Genomic DNA, 15,335 nt, shown 5'->3' with positions numbered 1-15,335 from the left:
CGGACGCGGGCCGTGTGCCGCCGACGACGCAGTGTCCGATCAGTCGGTGACCCGTTCATCTGGCACCAATGCGCGGACCTCGTCAAGGATTCTGCTCGACATGAGCGTTTTCGAGCCGAGCGGCAACGCCGTCTCGGTGCCCGTGGCGGACAGCAGCCAACCGGTGTTGTCCTCGGTGCCGAACGCCTTGCCGTCGCCGACGGCGTTCACGACGAGCAGATCACACCCCTTGCGGCGCAATTTGGCGCGACCGTGGTCGAGGACACCACCGGTATCGTCCCCGGTCTCGGCGGCGAACCCCACGATGACGGTCTCGGCGGGGATGCGCCCGGCCTCGCGGCTCTCCACGAGGCCGCGCAGGATGTCGGGGTTCGTGGTGAGTTCGATGGGAGCGGGACCCGCCTCGCCCTTCTTGATCTTCGACTCCGCGACCGCGACGGGCCGGAAGTCGGCGACCGCGGCCGCCATGATGACGACGTCCGCCTCGGCAGCGCGTTTGGTCATCTCGTCGGACAGCTCCTGGGCACTGGCCACCCGGACGATGTCGACGCCGGCAGGGTCACCCGGGTCGGCGGTGGAACCGGCGACCACGGTGACCGTCGCACCGCGCTGAGCGGCGGCGCGGGCAAGTGCGAAGCCCTGTTTGCCGGAGCTGCGATTGCCGAGGTAGCGGACCGGGTCGAGGGGTTCGCGAGTACCGCCCGCGCTGATCACGACCCGACATCCGGACAGGTCGTACGGAAGGGCGTCGGCGCGTTCGAGCAGCAGTTCGCCGATCATGGCGATCTCCTGAGGATCGGGCAGCCGTCCCGGACCGCTGTCGGTGCCGGTCAGCCGACCGGACGCCGGAGTCATCACGGTCGAGCCGTGCTCCCGCAGAGTCGCCACGTTGGCCTGCGTCGCGGGGTGCTCCCACATCTCGGTGTGCATCGCCGGCACGAACAGGACGGGACATCGGACGGTGAGCAGTGATGCCGTCAGCAGGTCGTCGGCGCGACCGGACGCGGCACGCGCCATCAGATCAGCGGTGGTCGGCGCGATGACGACGAGGTCGGCGCCCTGGCCGAGCCGGACGTGTGCGACCTGGTCGACGTCGTCGAAGACCTCGGTGGTGACCGGGTTACCGGACAAGGCCTCGAAGGTCGCCGCGCCGATGAATTTCAGCGCGGATCTCGTCGGGACCACCCGGACGTCGTGCCCGGCCTCGGTGAAGTGCCGGATCACGGAGCAGACCTTGTAGGCCGCTATCCCGCCTCCGACGCCCACGAGGACTCGGCGGCGGTGCGTCCCCGGTGTGCTCGTTCCCGCTGTCGCCATGCCCCGCGCCCGCGGTTCTATTCGCCTTCGGTGTGCTCGAGGAGGTCGGAGTGGATCTCGCGCATCGCGATCGACAGCGGCTTCTCCTGCAGACCCGGCTCGACGAGCGGGCCGACGTACTCGAGGATGCCGTCGCCGAGCTGGTTGTAGTAGTCGTTGATCTGGCGCGCGCGCTTGGCCGCGTAGATGACCAGCGCGTACTTCGAGGACGCACGCTCGAGGAGATCGTCGATCGGCGGGTTGGTGATTCCCAGCGGGGTCTCATAGGCCGGTGCGTCGGCGATCTCGGTCACGTCGAAATTGGTCTGGGTGCTCACGCAAACTCCTGCATCGCTGTGCTGCTCTGTGCCTTGGTGGCTGTGCTGGTCTGTGCCCTGGTGGCTGTGCTCGGTGACGGCCTGCGACAAGCGCAGGACATCGGTCTTCTCCGACGACGATGTCTAGACGTCTGAGGTCGACTGGCGGGTGGACGTCGGCTGCGAGGACGATTCATCGGACCCGACCAGCAAGGATACCAACTCCGAGGCCACCTGGTCGACTTCGTGGTTGACGAGCACGTGGTCGAACTCGTGTTGGGCGGCCATCTCCGTGCGCGCGGTGTCGAGACGTCGGGCAACCGCATCGGCGGTTTCGGTGCCACGACCGGTCAGTCGGGCGACCAGTTCGTCCCAGCTCGGCGGCGCGAGAAACACGCTGATCGCTTCCGGCAGACGTCGTACGACGTTGCGGGCACCGACCAGGTCCACCTCGACGAGAACGGGTCTGCCCTGCTCGAGTGCCTCGACGACCGGGGCCAGCGGCGTCCCCGAGCGTTGCAGTCCGCCGTGGATCTCGGCCCACTCGAGGAGCTCGTCGTCGGCAATCATGCGGTCGAACTCGTCCGGGCTCACGAAGTGATAGTCGCGGCCGTCGATCTCCCCCGGACGTGGTGATCGTGTCGTCGCCGACACGCTGAAGTGCATCCGGGGAATCAGTTCCCGCACCTTGGCGACCACAGTGGATTTCCCCACGGCCGAGGGGCCGACCAGAACGATCAGTCGGCCCCTCGTGCGTGTGGATCGCGGCTGCTGCGGCGGTGTCGTCACCGCCGAACCTGTGCCGTTGTCACGCTGCCTCGGTCTCCTGCTCGATCAGGAGCTGAACTTCTCGAGCAGAGCCTTACGCTGGCGGTCGCCGAGGCCGCGCAGACGGCGGGTCGGGGCGATCTCCAGCTCGGTCATGATCTCCTGCGCCTTGACCTTGCCGACCTTGGGCAGGGCCTCGAGCAGGGCGGAGACCTTCATCTTGCCCAGGATCTCGTCGTTCTCGGCGTCCTTGAGGACCTGCTTGAGGTCGGTGCCGCCGCGCTTCAGGCGCTCCTTGAGCTCGGCGCGGGCCCGCCGAGCGGCAGCTGCCTTCTCCAACGCGGCAGCGCGCTGCTCGTCTGTCAACTGGGGAAGGGCCACGGGGTTCCTCCGTCTTTCGTGTCTTCGGTTGGACTGTCACCAGTCGCCTCGCGGCGTCTGATGGCGGTTGGTCGCCGGCGCGACCGCGGCGATCGCGATGAACGATCATGCCTCCGCCGCGCAATGGTGCGGCGAAAGCGACCGTACCCACGTGAGCAGGCATTTGCGAGTGCCACCCCCGGGAAACCCGGGTGGATCCGGTGCTGTAGCGTCCGGCGTCCCTGAACGGTAGACCATCGACACGACATCGGGCATCGCGACGCCCTGACGACGGCGTTCGACGGAAAACCGCAGGTCATCGACGACGCCACCGCCCACGCCGCGCGGCGTGCCGGATATCCGGCACAAATCGCCTCCTGCCTGCACTGATACGCGTGTGACAGAAGTGGTGACCAGGAAATTCTGCGCGATCAGATGCCGAGTCGCGCGTGTCGCGGACCCCGGAGATCGGTACACGGCGGCCGTGACCTGTCGAGTGCGTGGACACAGTCACACACATCTGCCGCGCGTCGGCGACCGAGACGTGACCGCAGACGACGGCGGCAGCAACGGTCGGCGTGACGTTCCACGCCATCTGTCGCGGCGTGGCGCTCTCGCCGCGCGACCACGGCCACGCGGCCCCGTGCGGAGCACCGGGCCGTCCTGCGCCGCGCTCAGCCCAGGGCCGATTCCACCTCGTCACGCGTGCGCTGGCACGCCGAGCGGAGTTCGGCGATCGCGGGTCCGCTGCGCAGCACTCCCCGACTACTGGCGGGCAACAACCAGGCCGCGTCGGCGTCGGCGAACACGTCGACGAGATCGGCCGGTGCGGCTCCCTGCGCGCCGAGACCGGGGGCCAGGATCGGGCCCTGCAGACCGGTGAGGTCGAGGCCGTGCGCACGCGTCGCGCCGACGACGAGTCCGACGGTCGCCGATCCGTCACCGTTCTGCTCGGCCGCGGCGTCGACGACGGTCTGCCCCACTCCACGTCCGTCCGCGTCCGCCAGCTGGATCCGCGCTCCCTCCGGATTCGACGTCCGCGCGAGCACGAAGACCCCGCGCTCGCTCGCACGGGCCGCCTCGACGGCGGGATCGAGGGAACCGAACCCGAGGTAGGGCGAGACCGTCACGGCGTCTGAGCACAGCGGTGAGACGTCGTCGAGCCACGCGGTGGCGTAGGCCTGCATGGTCGAACCGATGTCGCCACGTTTCGCATCGGCGAGCACGAGCGCCCCGGCTGCCTGGCAGCCTCGGATGACCTTCTCGAGAACGGCGAATCCACCCGACCCGAACACCTCGAAGAAGGCGACCTGCGGCTTGATCACCGCCGCGGTCGGGCCCAGTGCCTCGACGCAGATGTCGGCGAACCTCGACAAACCGTCCACCGAGACCGGAAGGCCCCACTCCTCGAGCAACGAGGCGTGCGGGTCGATGCCTGCGCACAGTCGGCCACGCTCCCCGACCGTCTCGAGATAGCGGGCGCCGAACCCCGATGGCGATGCGGTGGTCATCGCCGGTTCACCAGCACCGCGTGACGCCGTTGTAGCGACTGGACCTCCATCTGGCCGTTCATCGCCGCCTCGATGCCCTGCACGGCGGCGCTGGCCCCCTGCACGGTGGTGATGCACGGGATGTTCACCGACACGGCGGCGCTGCGGATCTCGTAACCGTCCACGCGAGGTCCCGAGTTGCCATACGGCGTGTTGATCACCATGGCCACCTCGCCGGCACGGATGATGTCGACGATCGTCGGTTCACCCTCGGCGGCCTCGAAGTGCTTTCGCACGGTTCGACATTCGATTCCGTTGCGGCGCAACACATCAGCGGTGCCGACAGTGGCCAGGATCTCGAACCCGAGGTCCGCGAGGTGCTTGACCGGGAACAGCAGCGCGCGCTTGTCCTTGTTCGCCACGGACACGAAGATCGCCCCCGATGTCGGCAACGATCCGTAGGCGGCCGTCTGCGACTTGGCGAAGGCCCGCCCGAAGTCCGCATCGATGCCCATCACCTCGCCGGTGGACTTCATCTCCGGGCTGAGCAGCGAGTCGACCCCCATCCCGTCGTGGCGACGGAACCGGTTGAACGGCAGCACCGCCTCCTTGACCGAGATCGGCGCGTGCGCCGGCGACTCACCGCCGTCTCCCTCGGCCTCCAGCAGGCCCTGGCTGCGCAGTTCGGCGATCGACTCGCCCAACATCACCCGGGCGCAGGCCTTGGCGAGCGACACTGCGGTCGCCTTGGAGACGAACGGCACCGTCCGGCTGGCACGCGGATTGGCTTCCAGCACGTAGAGGACGTCGTCCTTGAGTGCGTACTGCACGTTGAGGAGCCCGCGCACGCCGATCCCCTTCGCCAGCGCCTCGGTGGAGGCGCGGACCATCTCCAGATCCGCCCGGCCCAGGGTCACCGGAGGCAGGGCGCATGCGGAGTCACCGGAGTGGATACCGGCCTCCTCGATGTGCTCCATGACGCCCCCGATGTAGACCTCGTCGCCATCGCAGAGGGCGTCGACATCGATCTCCACCGCATCCTCGAGGAATCGGTCGACGAGGACCGGGTGGTCCTCGGTCAGTTCCGTGGCACGGGAGATGTAGTCCTCCAGGGACGTCTCGTCGTAGACGATCTCCATGCCTCGACCGCCGAGCACGTAGGACGGACGCACGAGGACCGGATAGCCGATGCGGGCCGCGGTGTCGCGTGCCTCGGCGAAACTCGTCGCGGTGCCGAACGCGGGCGCGGGCAACCCGGCCGCGGTGAGCACCTTCCCGAACTCGCCGCGGTCCTCGGCCAGGTCGATGGCCGCCGGGCTGGTCCCGACGATCGGCACGCCCGCCGACTCGAGACGATCGGCCAGCCCCAGCGGCGTCTGACCGCCGAGCTGGACGATGACACCGGCCACTGTGCCGGACTCGGACTCGGCGCGGTAGACCTCGAGGACGTCCTCGAAGGTGAGCGGCTCGAAGTAGAGACGATCGGCGGTGTCGTAGTCGGTGGAGACGGTCTCCGGGTTGCAGTTGACCATGACGGTCTCGTAACCGGCCTCCGACAACGTCAGTGCCGCATGCACACACGAGTAATCGAACTCGATGCCCTGCCCGATCCGGTTGGGACCCGACCCGAGGATCAGCACCTTCGGCCGGTCGGGCTGCGGTGCGACCTCGCTCGTCGCGCCGGGGTCCAGCTCGTAGCTGGAGTAGTGATACGGGGTCTTGGCCTCGAACTCCGCCGCACACGTGTCGACGGTCTTGTAGACCGGATGCACGCCCAGTCCGACGCGGAAGTCGCGGACCGCGGCCTCATCGGCGAAATCGGCTCGCAGTGCGGCGATCTGACGGTCGGAGAACCCGGTCGACTTGGCCTCGCGCAGCAGAGCCTCGTCGAGCGTGTCCGCGTCGCGGATGTCGGCGCCGAGCGCGGCGATGCCGCCGATCTCGGCGAGGAACCACGGGTCGATGGCGGTCGCCTCGTAGAGCTGTTCGACACTGGCACCCGCCTCGAACGCCAGCATCAGGCCGTACAACCGGCCGTCCTTCGGGGTCCGCAGGGTCTCGAGCAACGCGTCGAGGTCGAGCGACGCCGGATCGGGCCGGTTCGGTTCGGTCCAGAACCCGGCGGCCTTCGTCTCGAGCGAACGCATCACCTTGCCCAGGGCCTCGGCGAAACTGCGTCCCAGCGACATCGCCTCACCGACCGACTTCATCGTGGTGGTGAGCGTGTCGTCGGCGCCGGGGAACTTCTCGAACGCGAACCGCGGGGCCTTCACCACGACGTAGTCGAGTGTCGGCTCGAAGCAGGCCGGGGTCTCCTTGGTGATGTCGTTGACGATCTCGTCCAGGCTGTAACCGATGGCCAGTTTCGCGGCGATCTTCGCGATCGGGAAGCCGGTCGCCTTGGATGCCAGAGCCGACGACCTCGACACACGTGGGTTCATCTCGATGACGACGAGGCGACCGTCGCGCGGGTCCTGGGCGAACTGGATGTTGCAGCCGCCCGTGTCGACACCGACCTCGCGCAGGATCGCGATCGAGAGATCGCGCATGATCTGGTACTCGCGGTCGGTCAGGGTCATCGCGGGCGCCACCGTGACCGAGTCACCCGTGTGCACGCCGACCGGATCGAGATTCTCGATGGAGCAGACGACCACGACGTTGTCGCGGTTGTCGCGCATCAGCTCGAGCTCGTACTCCTTCCAGCCCAGGATCGACTCCTCGATCAGCACATTGGCGGTCGGCGACGCGGCCAGTCCCCCGCCGGCGATGCGTTCGAGGTCGTTCTCGTCGTAGGCCATGCCGGAGCCGAGGCCGCCCATCGTGAACGACGGACGCACCACCACCGGATAGCCGAGTTCGGCGACGGTGTCGCGAACCTCGTCCATCGTGTGGCAGACCCGTGACCGCGCACTCTCGCCGCCCACATCCGCGACGATGTCCTTGAACTTCTGCCGGTCCTCGCCGCGCTGGATGGCGTCGAAGTCGGCGCCGATCAGTTCGATGCCGTACTTCTCGAGTGAGCCTCGATCATGCAGTGCGACAGCGGTGTTCAGCGCGGTCTGACCACCGAGGGTGGCCAGCACCGCGTCGATCGGGTGCCCGGCGTCACGCTCGGCCTCGATCACCTTCTCGACGTACTCGGCCGTGATCGGCTCGATGTAGGTGGCGTCGGCGAACTCCGGGTCGGTCATGATGGTCGCCGGGTTGGAGTTCACCAGGCTCACCCGCAGGCCCTCGGCCTTGAGGACGCGGCACGCCTGGGTGCCCGAGTAGTCGAACTCACATGCCTGGCCGATCACGATCGGACCGGAGCCGATCACCAGGACGTGGGAGATGTCTGTACGGCGCGGCATCAGGCCCTCGTTCCTTGCGCACGGTCACCCTCGAGCAGGGTGACGAACTTGTCGAACAGGTAGGCGGCGTCGTGCGGACCGGCCGCCGCCTCCGGGTGGTACTGGACGGAGAACGCCCGTCCGGACAGCAACTCGACACCTTCGACGGTGCCGTCGTTCGCGCACACATGGCTCACCCGGGCGCGACCGAAGTCGGTGTCGAACTCCTCGCCCGCCTCGCCCTCGAGGGCGAACCCATGGTTCTGTGCGGTGATCGACACCGTGCCGGTGACGTGGTCGATGACCGGGATGTTGATGCCGCGGTGACCGAACTTCATCTTGTAGGTGGAGCGACCGAGTGCACGGCCCAGGATCTGATTGCCGAAGCAGATGCCGAACAGCGGCACCCCGTTGCCGAGCACGCCGCGGGTCAGGTCGACGACCGCATCGGCGGTCGCCGGGTCACCGGGACCGTTCGACAGGAAGACCCCGTCCGGTGCCAGATCGGTGATGGCGTCGAGCCCGGCAGTCGACGGCAGGACGTGCACGCGGACGCCGCGCTGGGCGAACATGCGCGGGGTGTTCGTCTTGATGCCGAGGTCGACGGCGGCCACGGTGAACCGGACATCGCCGTCGGGTTCGACCGTGTACATGCCATCGGTGGTGACCTCACCGGCGAGATCCGCGCCCGTCATCTCCGGCTGATTGCGCACCCGCGCCACCAGATCGTCGTCGGAGGCGAGGGCCGGGCCGGAGAAGACGCCTGCCCGCATCGATCCGTGATCGCGCAGGACACGGACGACGGTCCGGGTGTCGATCCCGGCGATGCCGACGATGCCCTGCCGGTGCAGCTCGTCCTCGAGCGAGGTGGTGGCGCGCCAGTTCGACACGCGCCGCGTGGGATTGCGGATCGCGTACCCGGCGACCCAGATCTTGCCCGAGTCGCCCGTCGACGAGTCGCTGCCGGCGCTCCCGGTGCTCTCGCCGTCCTCCTCGTTCCACCCCGTGTTGCCGATCTGCGGCGCCGTGGCGACGACGATCTGCCGGTGATAGCTGGGGTCGGTCAGGGTCTCCTGGTAGCCGGTCATGGCCGTGCAGAACACCGCCTCGCCGAGTGTCTCCCCGACGGCGCCGTAGCTGCTCCCCCGGAAGACCTGCCCGTTCTCCAGCACCAGAACTGCTGTGCTCATTGCTCTTTCCCCTGTTCGGATTGCTCGGGTCCCGACCCGCTCGCGTCGATGTCGGTGCCGGCTCCGGGACCGATCTCCTCGGTCACCCAGCCCGGATAGATGTTCTTGTCGTCGGCACGCAGACCGGAGTCGATCTCGGTGCCACTCGGCAGCACCCAGCGGATCACCAGGACGCCGTCGGCGGTCATCACCTTGCCGGCGAGCCCACGCTCGGTGCGCACGGCGGTGATCGACGATCGCGGGATCCAGATCTGCGACGCACCCTGTCGTTCGATGAGAATCCCGTCGGGATAGGACGAGATCGCTGCGGCCGCACGATCTCCCAGGTCCCCGACGGCCACACGGTCCTGCCAGCTCGGGGCGATCGTGCTGCCCACGTACAGCCCGGTGTCAGGGCCGCGTACCGGTGCCGGCAGATCGGCGGGCACCGCGGGTGGTGCCCCGATGATGTTCGCCTGCCGGCGTCCGCGATTGCGCCAGCCGCGCAGGGCGAGTGCGACGAGTCCCAGCCAGACCACGATCACGACGACCACGATGACGATGTCGAACCCGCTCATCGGAGGACCTCACCGCCGAGCGCGGTCACGACACCGCGCAACACGGTGGCGGTGACGGTCGCCGGCATCCTCATGGCCTCATACGGGGTGTTGCGCGACAGGCTCGCCAGGTGGTCGGCGCGGACCACCCAGGAGGTGTCCGGATCGACGATCGCCAGGTTGCCCGGCTCCCCGACGTCGATCGGACGGCCCTGATCGGTCAGGCCGACGATCTGCGCCGGACGCTCACTCATGACGCGGGCCACGCCTCGCCAGTCGAGCAGTCCCGGCGTCACCATCGTCTCGACGACGATCGGCAGCGCGGTCTGCAGGCCGAGCATGCCCGGGCGTGCCTGCGCGAACTCGCAGGCCTTCTCCTGGGCCGCGTGTGGAGCGTGGTCCGTTGCCACACAATCGATCACGCCGTCGGCAAGGGCCTGACGCAGCGCCTCGGTGTCGCGCGTCTCGCGCAGCGGCGGATTCACCTTGTTGACCGGGTCGTACGTGGCGAGCCGGGAGTCGTCGAGCAGCAGATGGTGTGGGGTGACCTCTGCGCTGATGGCGATCCCCTGCTGCCGAGCCCACCGCAGGAGCTCGACGGTGCCCTCGGTGGATGCATGGCAGATGTGCACGCGGGTGCCCGCATCACGCGCCAGCAGGGCGTCGCGGATGACGATGGACTCCTCGGCGGCGCGCGGCCAGCCGGTCAGCCCCAGCCGGGCGGCCGTGGGCCCCTCGTGCGCGATCGCGCCGACGGTCAGACGCGGTTCCTCGGCATGCTGGGCGACGAGGACGTCGAGGCTCTTCGCGTACTCCAGTGCCCGTCGCATCAGCAACGGGTCGTCGACGCATTTGCCGTCGTCGCTGAACATCCGCACGCCGGCTGCGCCCGCGGCCATCATGCCCATCTCGGCGAGCTGTTTGCCGGCGAGGCCGACAGTGACCGCACCCACGGGATGGACGTCCACCAGCCCGATGTCGCGGCCGGTCCGCCAGACGTTGTCGGTGATCGTCGAGTTGTCGGCGACCGGATCGGTGTTGGCCATGGCGAACACCGCGGTGTATCCGCCGAGCGCGGCGGCCGCCGACCCGGTCCGGATGGTCTCGGTATCCTCCCGTCCCGGCTCACGCAGATGGGTGTGCAGGTCGACGAAACCGGGCAGCAGGATCGCGCCGCCGCCGTCGATGCGCTCGGCGTCGTCCGGGGCCGCGCCCGTCGCGCCGATCTCCGCGATACGGCCGTCCACGACGAGGACATCCACGGGCTCACCCTCGCCATAGGGTCGGACGTTGGCGATCAGGACCGATCCGGTCGTCGGAGCACTCACTTCGGCATCTCCACTCGCTGGGCTCCTGGGTTGTTCACTGGGGCTGGTCTCATCGGGACAGCTGTCATCCGGCCGCGGTGCCGTCGGTGCCGACGAGCAGGCGGAACAGCACCGCCATGCGGACATGGACGCCGTTGCGGACCTGTTCGAGGACGGTGGCGCGAGGCGAATCGGCCACCGAGTAGCCGATCTCCATGCCGCGCAACATCGGTCCCGGATGAAGCACCACCGCGTGGTCGTCGAGCAAGGCCATGCGGCGATCGTTGAGACCGAATCGCACCGAGTACTCACGGGCACTCGGGAAGAAACCGCCGTTCATGCGTTCGGCCTGAACACGCAGCATCATCACGGCATCGGCGGCGGGCAACTCGGCGTCGAGGTCGTTCGACGTGACGACCGGCCACTCGTCGACACCCACCGGGAGCAAGGTCTCGGGGGCGACGAGTACGACCTCGGCGCCCAGCGTCGAAAGCAACTGCGCATTCGAGCGCGCGACGCGCGAGTGCAGGACATCCCCGACGATCGCGATGCGCCGGCCGGCGAGATCGCCGAGACGCTGCCGCAACGTCAGGGCGTCCAACAGTGCCTGGGTCGGGTGCTCGTGCGTGCCGTCGCCGGCGTTGATGACCGATGGTCCGTGTCCGTCGGCATCCGCGGTCCAGCCGGCGATCTGATGAGCTGCACCCGACGCCGGATGCCGCACGATCAGGGCGTCGGCACCCGCCGCATGCAGGGTCTTCGCGGTGTCCCGCAAGGACTCGCCCTTACCTGCCGAGCTGCTGGACGCGCTGACGTTGATGACGTCGGCGCTCATCCACTTGCCGGCGACCTCGAACGACACGCGGGTGCGGGTGGAGTTCTCGTAGAAGACGGTCATCACCGTGCGCCCTCGAAGGGTCGGCAGTTTGCGGACCTCGCGCCCGGTCAGCGCCTGCTCGAACCGTTCGGCCTCGTCGAGCAACTCGGTCGCCTCGTCCGCGGAGAGATCGGCGGTCGACAACAGATGGTGCATCACGCCGCCCCGGGATCGGTGGAGCCACGTGGCGGGGCCGGACTGAGCACGACCTCGTCCACACCATCCTGTTCGACGAGGTGCACCGAGACGTTCTCGTCGCGGGACGTGGGGATGTTCTTGCCGACATAGTCGGCGCGCAACGGCAATTCGCGGTGACCGCGGTCCACCAGCACCGCGAGTTGGACCGCCGACGGCCGGCCGAGATCGCGCAGCGCGTCGAGCGCTGCGCGGACGGTGCGCCCGGAGAAGAGAACATCGTCGACGAGGACCACCACCGCATTGTCGACACCACCGGCCGGCACCACCGTCCGTTCGAGCGGGCGATGCGGCTTGGCGCGGAGGTCGTCGCGGTACAGGGTGATGTCGAGATAGCCGACCGGCACCCCGACGTCCACGAACTCGTTGATCTTCTCGGCCAGCCTGGTCGCGAGATACGTACCACGAGTGGGTATTCCGATGATCACCACGCGAGGTGCGCCGGGAGAGTCGAGCGCCGTCTTCTCGATCACCTCATGGGCGACGCGAGCGATGGTGCGAGCGACGTCCGACGCGTCGAGCAACACCCGACCCGCGGGTGCCGGGGCTGCCGGAGAAGCAGCGGAACCATCGGTAGGCGGGGCACCGTCGGTTGGCATGGCCGAGCCGACCTCCTTCTCCGCCTCTCTGGACGGATCGTTAAAGGATGTCTGTCGCGGAGAACTCTACACGCCGGGTCGCCCGGAAACCGAGCCGACGAGGTGTGCGCTTGGTCAACCCGCGGCCGGTCGAACTCCAGGAGACGGCGATCAGTCCTTGTCGTCGCTGGTGTCGCTCCCGGCGGCCGGCACATCAGCCCCGCTCGGTGCGCTCCCGGCGGCCGGCACATCAGCCCCGCTCGCTGCGCTCCCGGCGGCCGCAGCAGCGCGGACCTGAGGAGCCAGTTCCGCGATCTGCGCGAGCACACCGTTGACGAACGCGGGCGAGTCATCGGTCGACAGTTCCTTGGCCAGCTCGACGGCCTCGTCGACGATGACGATCGGGTCGACGTCCACGGCATGGAACAGCTCCCAGGTGGCCAGGCGCAGGATCGCCCGGTCCACCGCCGGAAGACGTTCGAGCGTCCACCCCCGCAGATGCGAGGAGATCACCGCGTCGACCTGGTCGAGATCCGAACCGAGACCGTCGATGACGGCCGCGGTGTAGTCGTGGATGGTGCCGACGCTCTCGTCGTCGCGGACGTACTCACGACGTTCCGCGACGAGCTGGGTGGGACTGACGTTCTTGGCCTCCGCCTCGAAGAGCAGGTCGACCGCGCGACGCCGCGCCTTGTGCCGGGTACCGGGTTGCTTCACGGGTGCGGTGGCGATCAGGAGTTGACGCGACCGAGGTAGCTGCCGTCGCGCGAGTCGACCTTCAGCTTGTCCCCGGTGTTGATGAACAGCGGTACGGCGATCTCGGCGCCGGTCTCCAACTTGGCCGGCTTCGTACCTCCGGTGGACCGGTCGCCCTGTAGGCCGGGATCGGTGTGCTCGACCACCAGCTCGACGGTGACGGGCAGCTCGACGAACAGCGGGACACCCTCGTTCAGGGAGACCTGCACGGTCATGCTCTCCAGCAGGAACCGCGCGCCGTCACCGACGGTGGCGGGTGCGATGGAGAACTGCTCGTAGTCCTTGACGTCCATGAAGACGTAGTCGCTGCCGTCGTTGTAGAGGTAGGTCATGTCACGTCGGTCGACGGTCGCGGTCTCCACCTTCACGCCCGCGTTGAAGGTCTTGTCGACGATCTTGCCCGACAGCACGTTCTTGATCTTGGTGCGCACGAAGGCCGGTCCCTTGCCGGGCTTGACGTGCTGGAATTCCTGGATCTGCCAGAGCTGGTCGTCCATGCGCAGCACGAGGCCGTTCTTGAAATCGGCGGTGGTCGCCATATGTGTTCTCTTCCCTCGGGTCCGGGTCGTCCGTCAGATGACGGTGAATGCCTTGTCGGTGGCGGTCAGCAGCTCCGGTGGGCCGTCGGTGACGACCAGTGTGTCCTCGATCCTGACGCCACCTCGGCCGGGGAGGTAGACGCCGGGTTCCACGGTCACCGCTGCGCCGCAAGGCAGTGTACCCGTCGCCAGCGCACCGATTCCGGGCGCTTCGTGGATCTCGAGTCCCACGCCGTGACCGAGTCCGTGGACGTAGTGCTCGCCGTGTCCTGCATCGGCGATGACCGAGCGGGCCGCCGCATCGACCCCGCGCAGCTCGACGCCGGGATGGAGTGCGGCGCGACCGGCGGCCTGCGCGGCCGCGACGAGATCGTAGATCTCACGTTGCCAGTCGGCCGCCCGACCCAGCACATAGGTGCGGGTCATGTCCGAGTGATAGCCCGCGACCACCGCGCCGAAATCGATCTTCACCAGATCTCCGTCGGCGAGCACGGCGTCGGTCGGCCGATGATGCGGCACCGCGGAGTTGGCGCCCGCGGCGACGATCGTCTCGAAGGCCACGGCATCGGCGCCGAGCGCGAACATCTCCCACTCCAGCGCGCGGGCCACCTCACGCTCGGTGACACCCGGCCGGATCACGCCACGCTCGACGATCGTGGCCAGCGCACGGTCACCGACGGCGCACGCCCGTCGCAGTGCGTCGACCTCGCCGGCGTCCTTCACCATGCGCAGGCCCTGGACGAGCCCCTGCATCGGGACGAGCTCGGCGGCGGCGGTGTCCAGCTCACCCATCCGGTCCATCAGGCCACGGTGCGCCGCGACGGTCACGGCATCGGATTCGAAACCGACCGCTCGAGCGCCCTTCCCGGCCGCGTGCACGGACAGCTCGGTCAGGCAGTCCCGCGCGATCACCGCGTCGAGATCCCCGGCCTGCTCGGCCACCTGCGTGAGGTAGCGGCCGTCGGTGCAGATCCGGTCGGCCGATGCGTCGTCGGACCAGATGAGGACCGCACCGTTGGATCCGGTGAACCCGCTGAGATAACGGACGTTGATCAGATCGCTGATCACGACGGCATCGGCGGCCGACCTCGCGCCATCGGCTTGTGCCAGCGCTGCGCGTACACGGTCGCGTCGGGCGCGGTAGTCGCTGGTCATGACATCGGAAGGCATGTGTCCACGCTACCGGCCGGCGCCCCGCCCCCGTCGACACACAGCGCGCAGGCCCACTGAGCGGGGGATGTGTTTTGGAACACGTTCGGGGTTGCGTACCCTGTCCGCTATGTCTTCGTGGTTACTGCGCGGTCTTGCCATGACCGCAGTGCACGTCATCGCCCGCGTCCTTCTCGGTGTCGCCGTGGTCAACGCACCGCTGCACTCGACCGTGTGGAAGACGATCGCCATCGCCGCCGTCGTGCTGATCGCCGTGATCTGGGGCGGGATCGACGGCACCGCCGACGCCCGCGCGAATCCCGATCCCGACGACTACGAGGACCTCACCGTGCGCTGGCTGCAGGCCGGTCTCCTCGCCGGTGTCCTCGCGGGCATCATCGGTTGGGCACTGGGCCGGTTCGTCTTCGCCGGGATCGGCGAGGCGAACCTGTTCGTCGAGGTGATCGCGGGCGGCTCGTTCACCGCACTGCTGATCTTCGCGCCCGCCTTCGTCGGTGCGGCCATCGGTCGCTGGCTGGTCCGGCGCGATCAGCGCAAGGCCGACGCCGACGACGACTGGTCGGTGCATCCCGACCGGGACGGCGAACACGTCGCCGGCTGAGCTTCCGCCGACCCGACAGAACT

At 68.4% G+C, this 15,335-nt stretch carries 15 protein-coding genes; 1 reads left to right on the top strand and 14 read right to left on the bottom strand.

Translation table 11 applies throughout. From position 1 onward, the window contains the following. Positions 1-39: 39 nt before the first annotated feature. The 14 genes from coaBC to EEB19_RS00870 form a co-directional block, all read right to left on the bottom strand. Positions 40-1,317 (bottom strand): bifunctional phosphopantothenoylcysteine decarboxylase/phosphopantothenate--cysteine ligase CoaBC, encoded by a 1,278-nt coding sequence (coaBC, locus tag EEB19_RS00935; RefSeq protein WP_187582304.1) that lies wholly within the window; start codon positions 1,315-1,317, stop codon positions 40-42. A 17-nt stretch (positions 1,318-1,334) separates the two neighbouring features. Further along, positions 1,335-1,634 (bottom strand): DNA-directed RNA polymerase subunit omega, encoded by a 300-nt coding sequence (gene rpoZ, locus EEB19_RS00930; protein WP_187582302.1) that lies wholly within the window; start codon positions 1,632-1,634, stop codon positions 1,335-1,337. 123 nt (positions 1,635-1,757) lie between these two features. Continuing rightward, positions 1,758-2,402: a guanylate kinase gene (gmk, locus tag EEB19_RS00925; protein ID WP_187582300.1), complete on the bottom strand. Its 645-nt coding sequence runs from the start codon at positions 2,400-2,402 to the stop codon at positions 1,758-1,760. 45 nt (positions 2,403-2,447) lie between these two features. Then, the gene (gene mihF / locus EEB19_RS00920; RefSeq protein ID WP_012834141.1) at positions 2,448-2,762 is read right to left on the bottom strand and encodes an integration host factor, actinobacterial type; all 315 of its coding nucleotides are present in this window, start codon (positions 2,760-2,762) and stop codon (positions 2,448-2,450) included. A gap of 653 nt (positions 2,763-3,415) precedes the next feature. After that, on the bottom strand, positions 3,416-4,252 hold the full coding sequence (gene pyrF / locus EEB19_RS00915; RefSeq protein ID WP_187582298.1) for an orotidine-5'-phosphate decarboxylase: 837 nt from the start codon (positions 4,250-4,252) through the stop codon (positions 3,416-3,418). After that, the gene (carB, locus tag EEB19_RS00910) at positions 4,249-7,584 is read right to left on the bottom strand and encodes a carbamoyl-phosphate synthase large subunit (protein WP_187582295.1); all 3,336 of its coding nucleotides are present in this window, start codon (positions 7,582-7,584) and stop codon (positions 4,249-4,251) included. Before carB ends, pyrF begins: the two co-directional genes overlap by 4 nt. Beyond that, complete coding sequence (gene carA, locus EEB19_RS00905) at positions 7,584-8,753, bottom strand: glutamine-hydrolyzing carbamoyl-phosphate synthase small subunit (RefSeq protein WP_187582293.1); 1,170 nt, start codon at positions 8,751-8,753, stop codon at positions 7,584-7,586. Before carA ends, carB begins: the two co-directional genes overlap by 1 nt. Then, complete coding sequence (locus EEB19_RS00900; protein WP_187582291.1) at positions 8,750-9,310, bottom strand: transporter; 561 nt, start codon at positions 9,308-9,310, stop codon at positions 8,750-8,752. The genes carA and EEB19_RS00900 overlap by 4 nt, the downstream gene beginning before the upstream one ends. After that, the gene (locus EEB19_RS00895; RefSeq protein WP_187582289.1) at positions 9,307-10,617 is read right to left on the bottom strand and encodes a dihydroorotase; all 1,311 of its coding nucleotides are present in this window, start codon (positions 10,615-10,617) and stop codon (positions 9,307-9,309) included. Before EEB19_RS00895 ends, EEB19_RS00900 begins: the two co-directional genes overlap by 4 nt. Positions 10,618-10,681: 64 nt before the next feature. After that, positions 10,682-11,629: an aspartate carbamoyltransferase catalytic subunit gene (locus tag EEB19_RS00890; RefSeq protein WP_187582287.1), complete on the bottom strand. Its 948-nt coding sequence runs from the start codon at positions 11,627-11,629 to the stop codon at positions 10,682-10,684. Further along, the gene (pyrR, locus tag EEB19_RS00885) at positions 11,629-12,267 is read right to left on the bottom strand and encodes a bifunctional pyr operon transcriptional regulator/uracil phosphoribosyltransferase PyrR (protein WP_187582285.1); all 639 of its coding nucleotides are present in this window, start codon (positions 12,265-12,267) and stop codon (positions 11,629-11,631) included. Before pyrR ends, EEB19_RS00890 begins: the two co-directional genes overlap by 1 nt. Positions 12,268-12,417: 150 nt before the next feature. Beyond that, complete coding sequence (gene nusB, locus EEB19_RS00880) at positions 12,418-12,963, bottom strand: transcription antitermination factor NusB (RefSeq protein WP_187582283.1); 546 nt, start codon at positions 12,961-12,963, stop codon at positions 12,418-12,420. Positions 12,964-12,977: 14 nt separating this feature from the next. After that, positions 12,978-13,541: an elongation factor P gene (gene efp, locus EEB19_RS00875; protein ID WP_187582281.1), complete on the bottom strand. Its 564-nt coding sequence runs from the start codon at positions 13,539-13,541 to the stop codon at positions 12,978-12,980. A gap of 33 nt (positions 13,542-13,574) precedes the next feature. Then, the gene (locus tag EEB19_RS00870; protein WP_187582279.1) at positions 13,575-14,711 is read right to left on the bottom strand and encodes an aminopeptidase P family protein; all 1,137 of its coding nucleotides are present in this window, start codon (positions 14,709-14,711) and stop codon (positions 13,575-13,577) included. A gap of 109 nt (positions 14,712-14,820) precedes the next feature. Here EEB19_RS00870 and EEB19_RS00865 point away from each other — a divergent pair, with 109 nt between their 5' ends. Further along, on the top strand, positions 14,821-15,312 hold the full coding sequence (locus EEB19_RS00865; RefSeq protein WP_187582277.1) for a B-4DMT family transporter: 492 nt from the start codon (positions 14,821-14,823) through the stop codon (positions 15,310-15,312). The last annotated feature ends 23 nt before the right edge of the window (positions 15,313-15,335 follow it).

The organism is Gordonia sp. OPL2 (assembly GCF_003797825.1).
Lineage (GTDB): Bacteria > Actinomycetota > Actinomycetes > Mycobacteriales > Mycobacteriaceae > Gordonia.
Note: the sequence above shows the minus strand (reverse complement) of the source record. Positions and strands in the feature narration are given on the sequence as shown.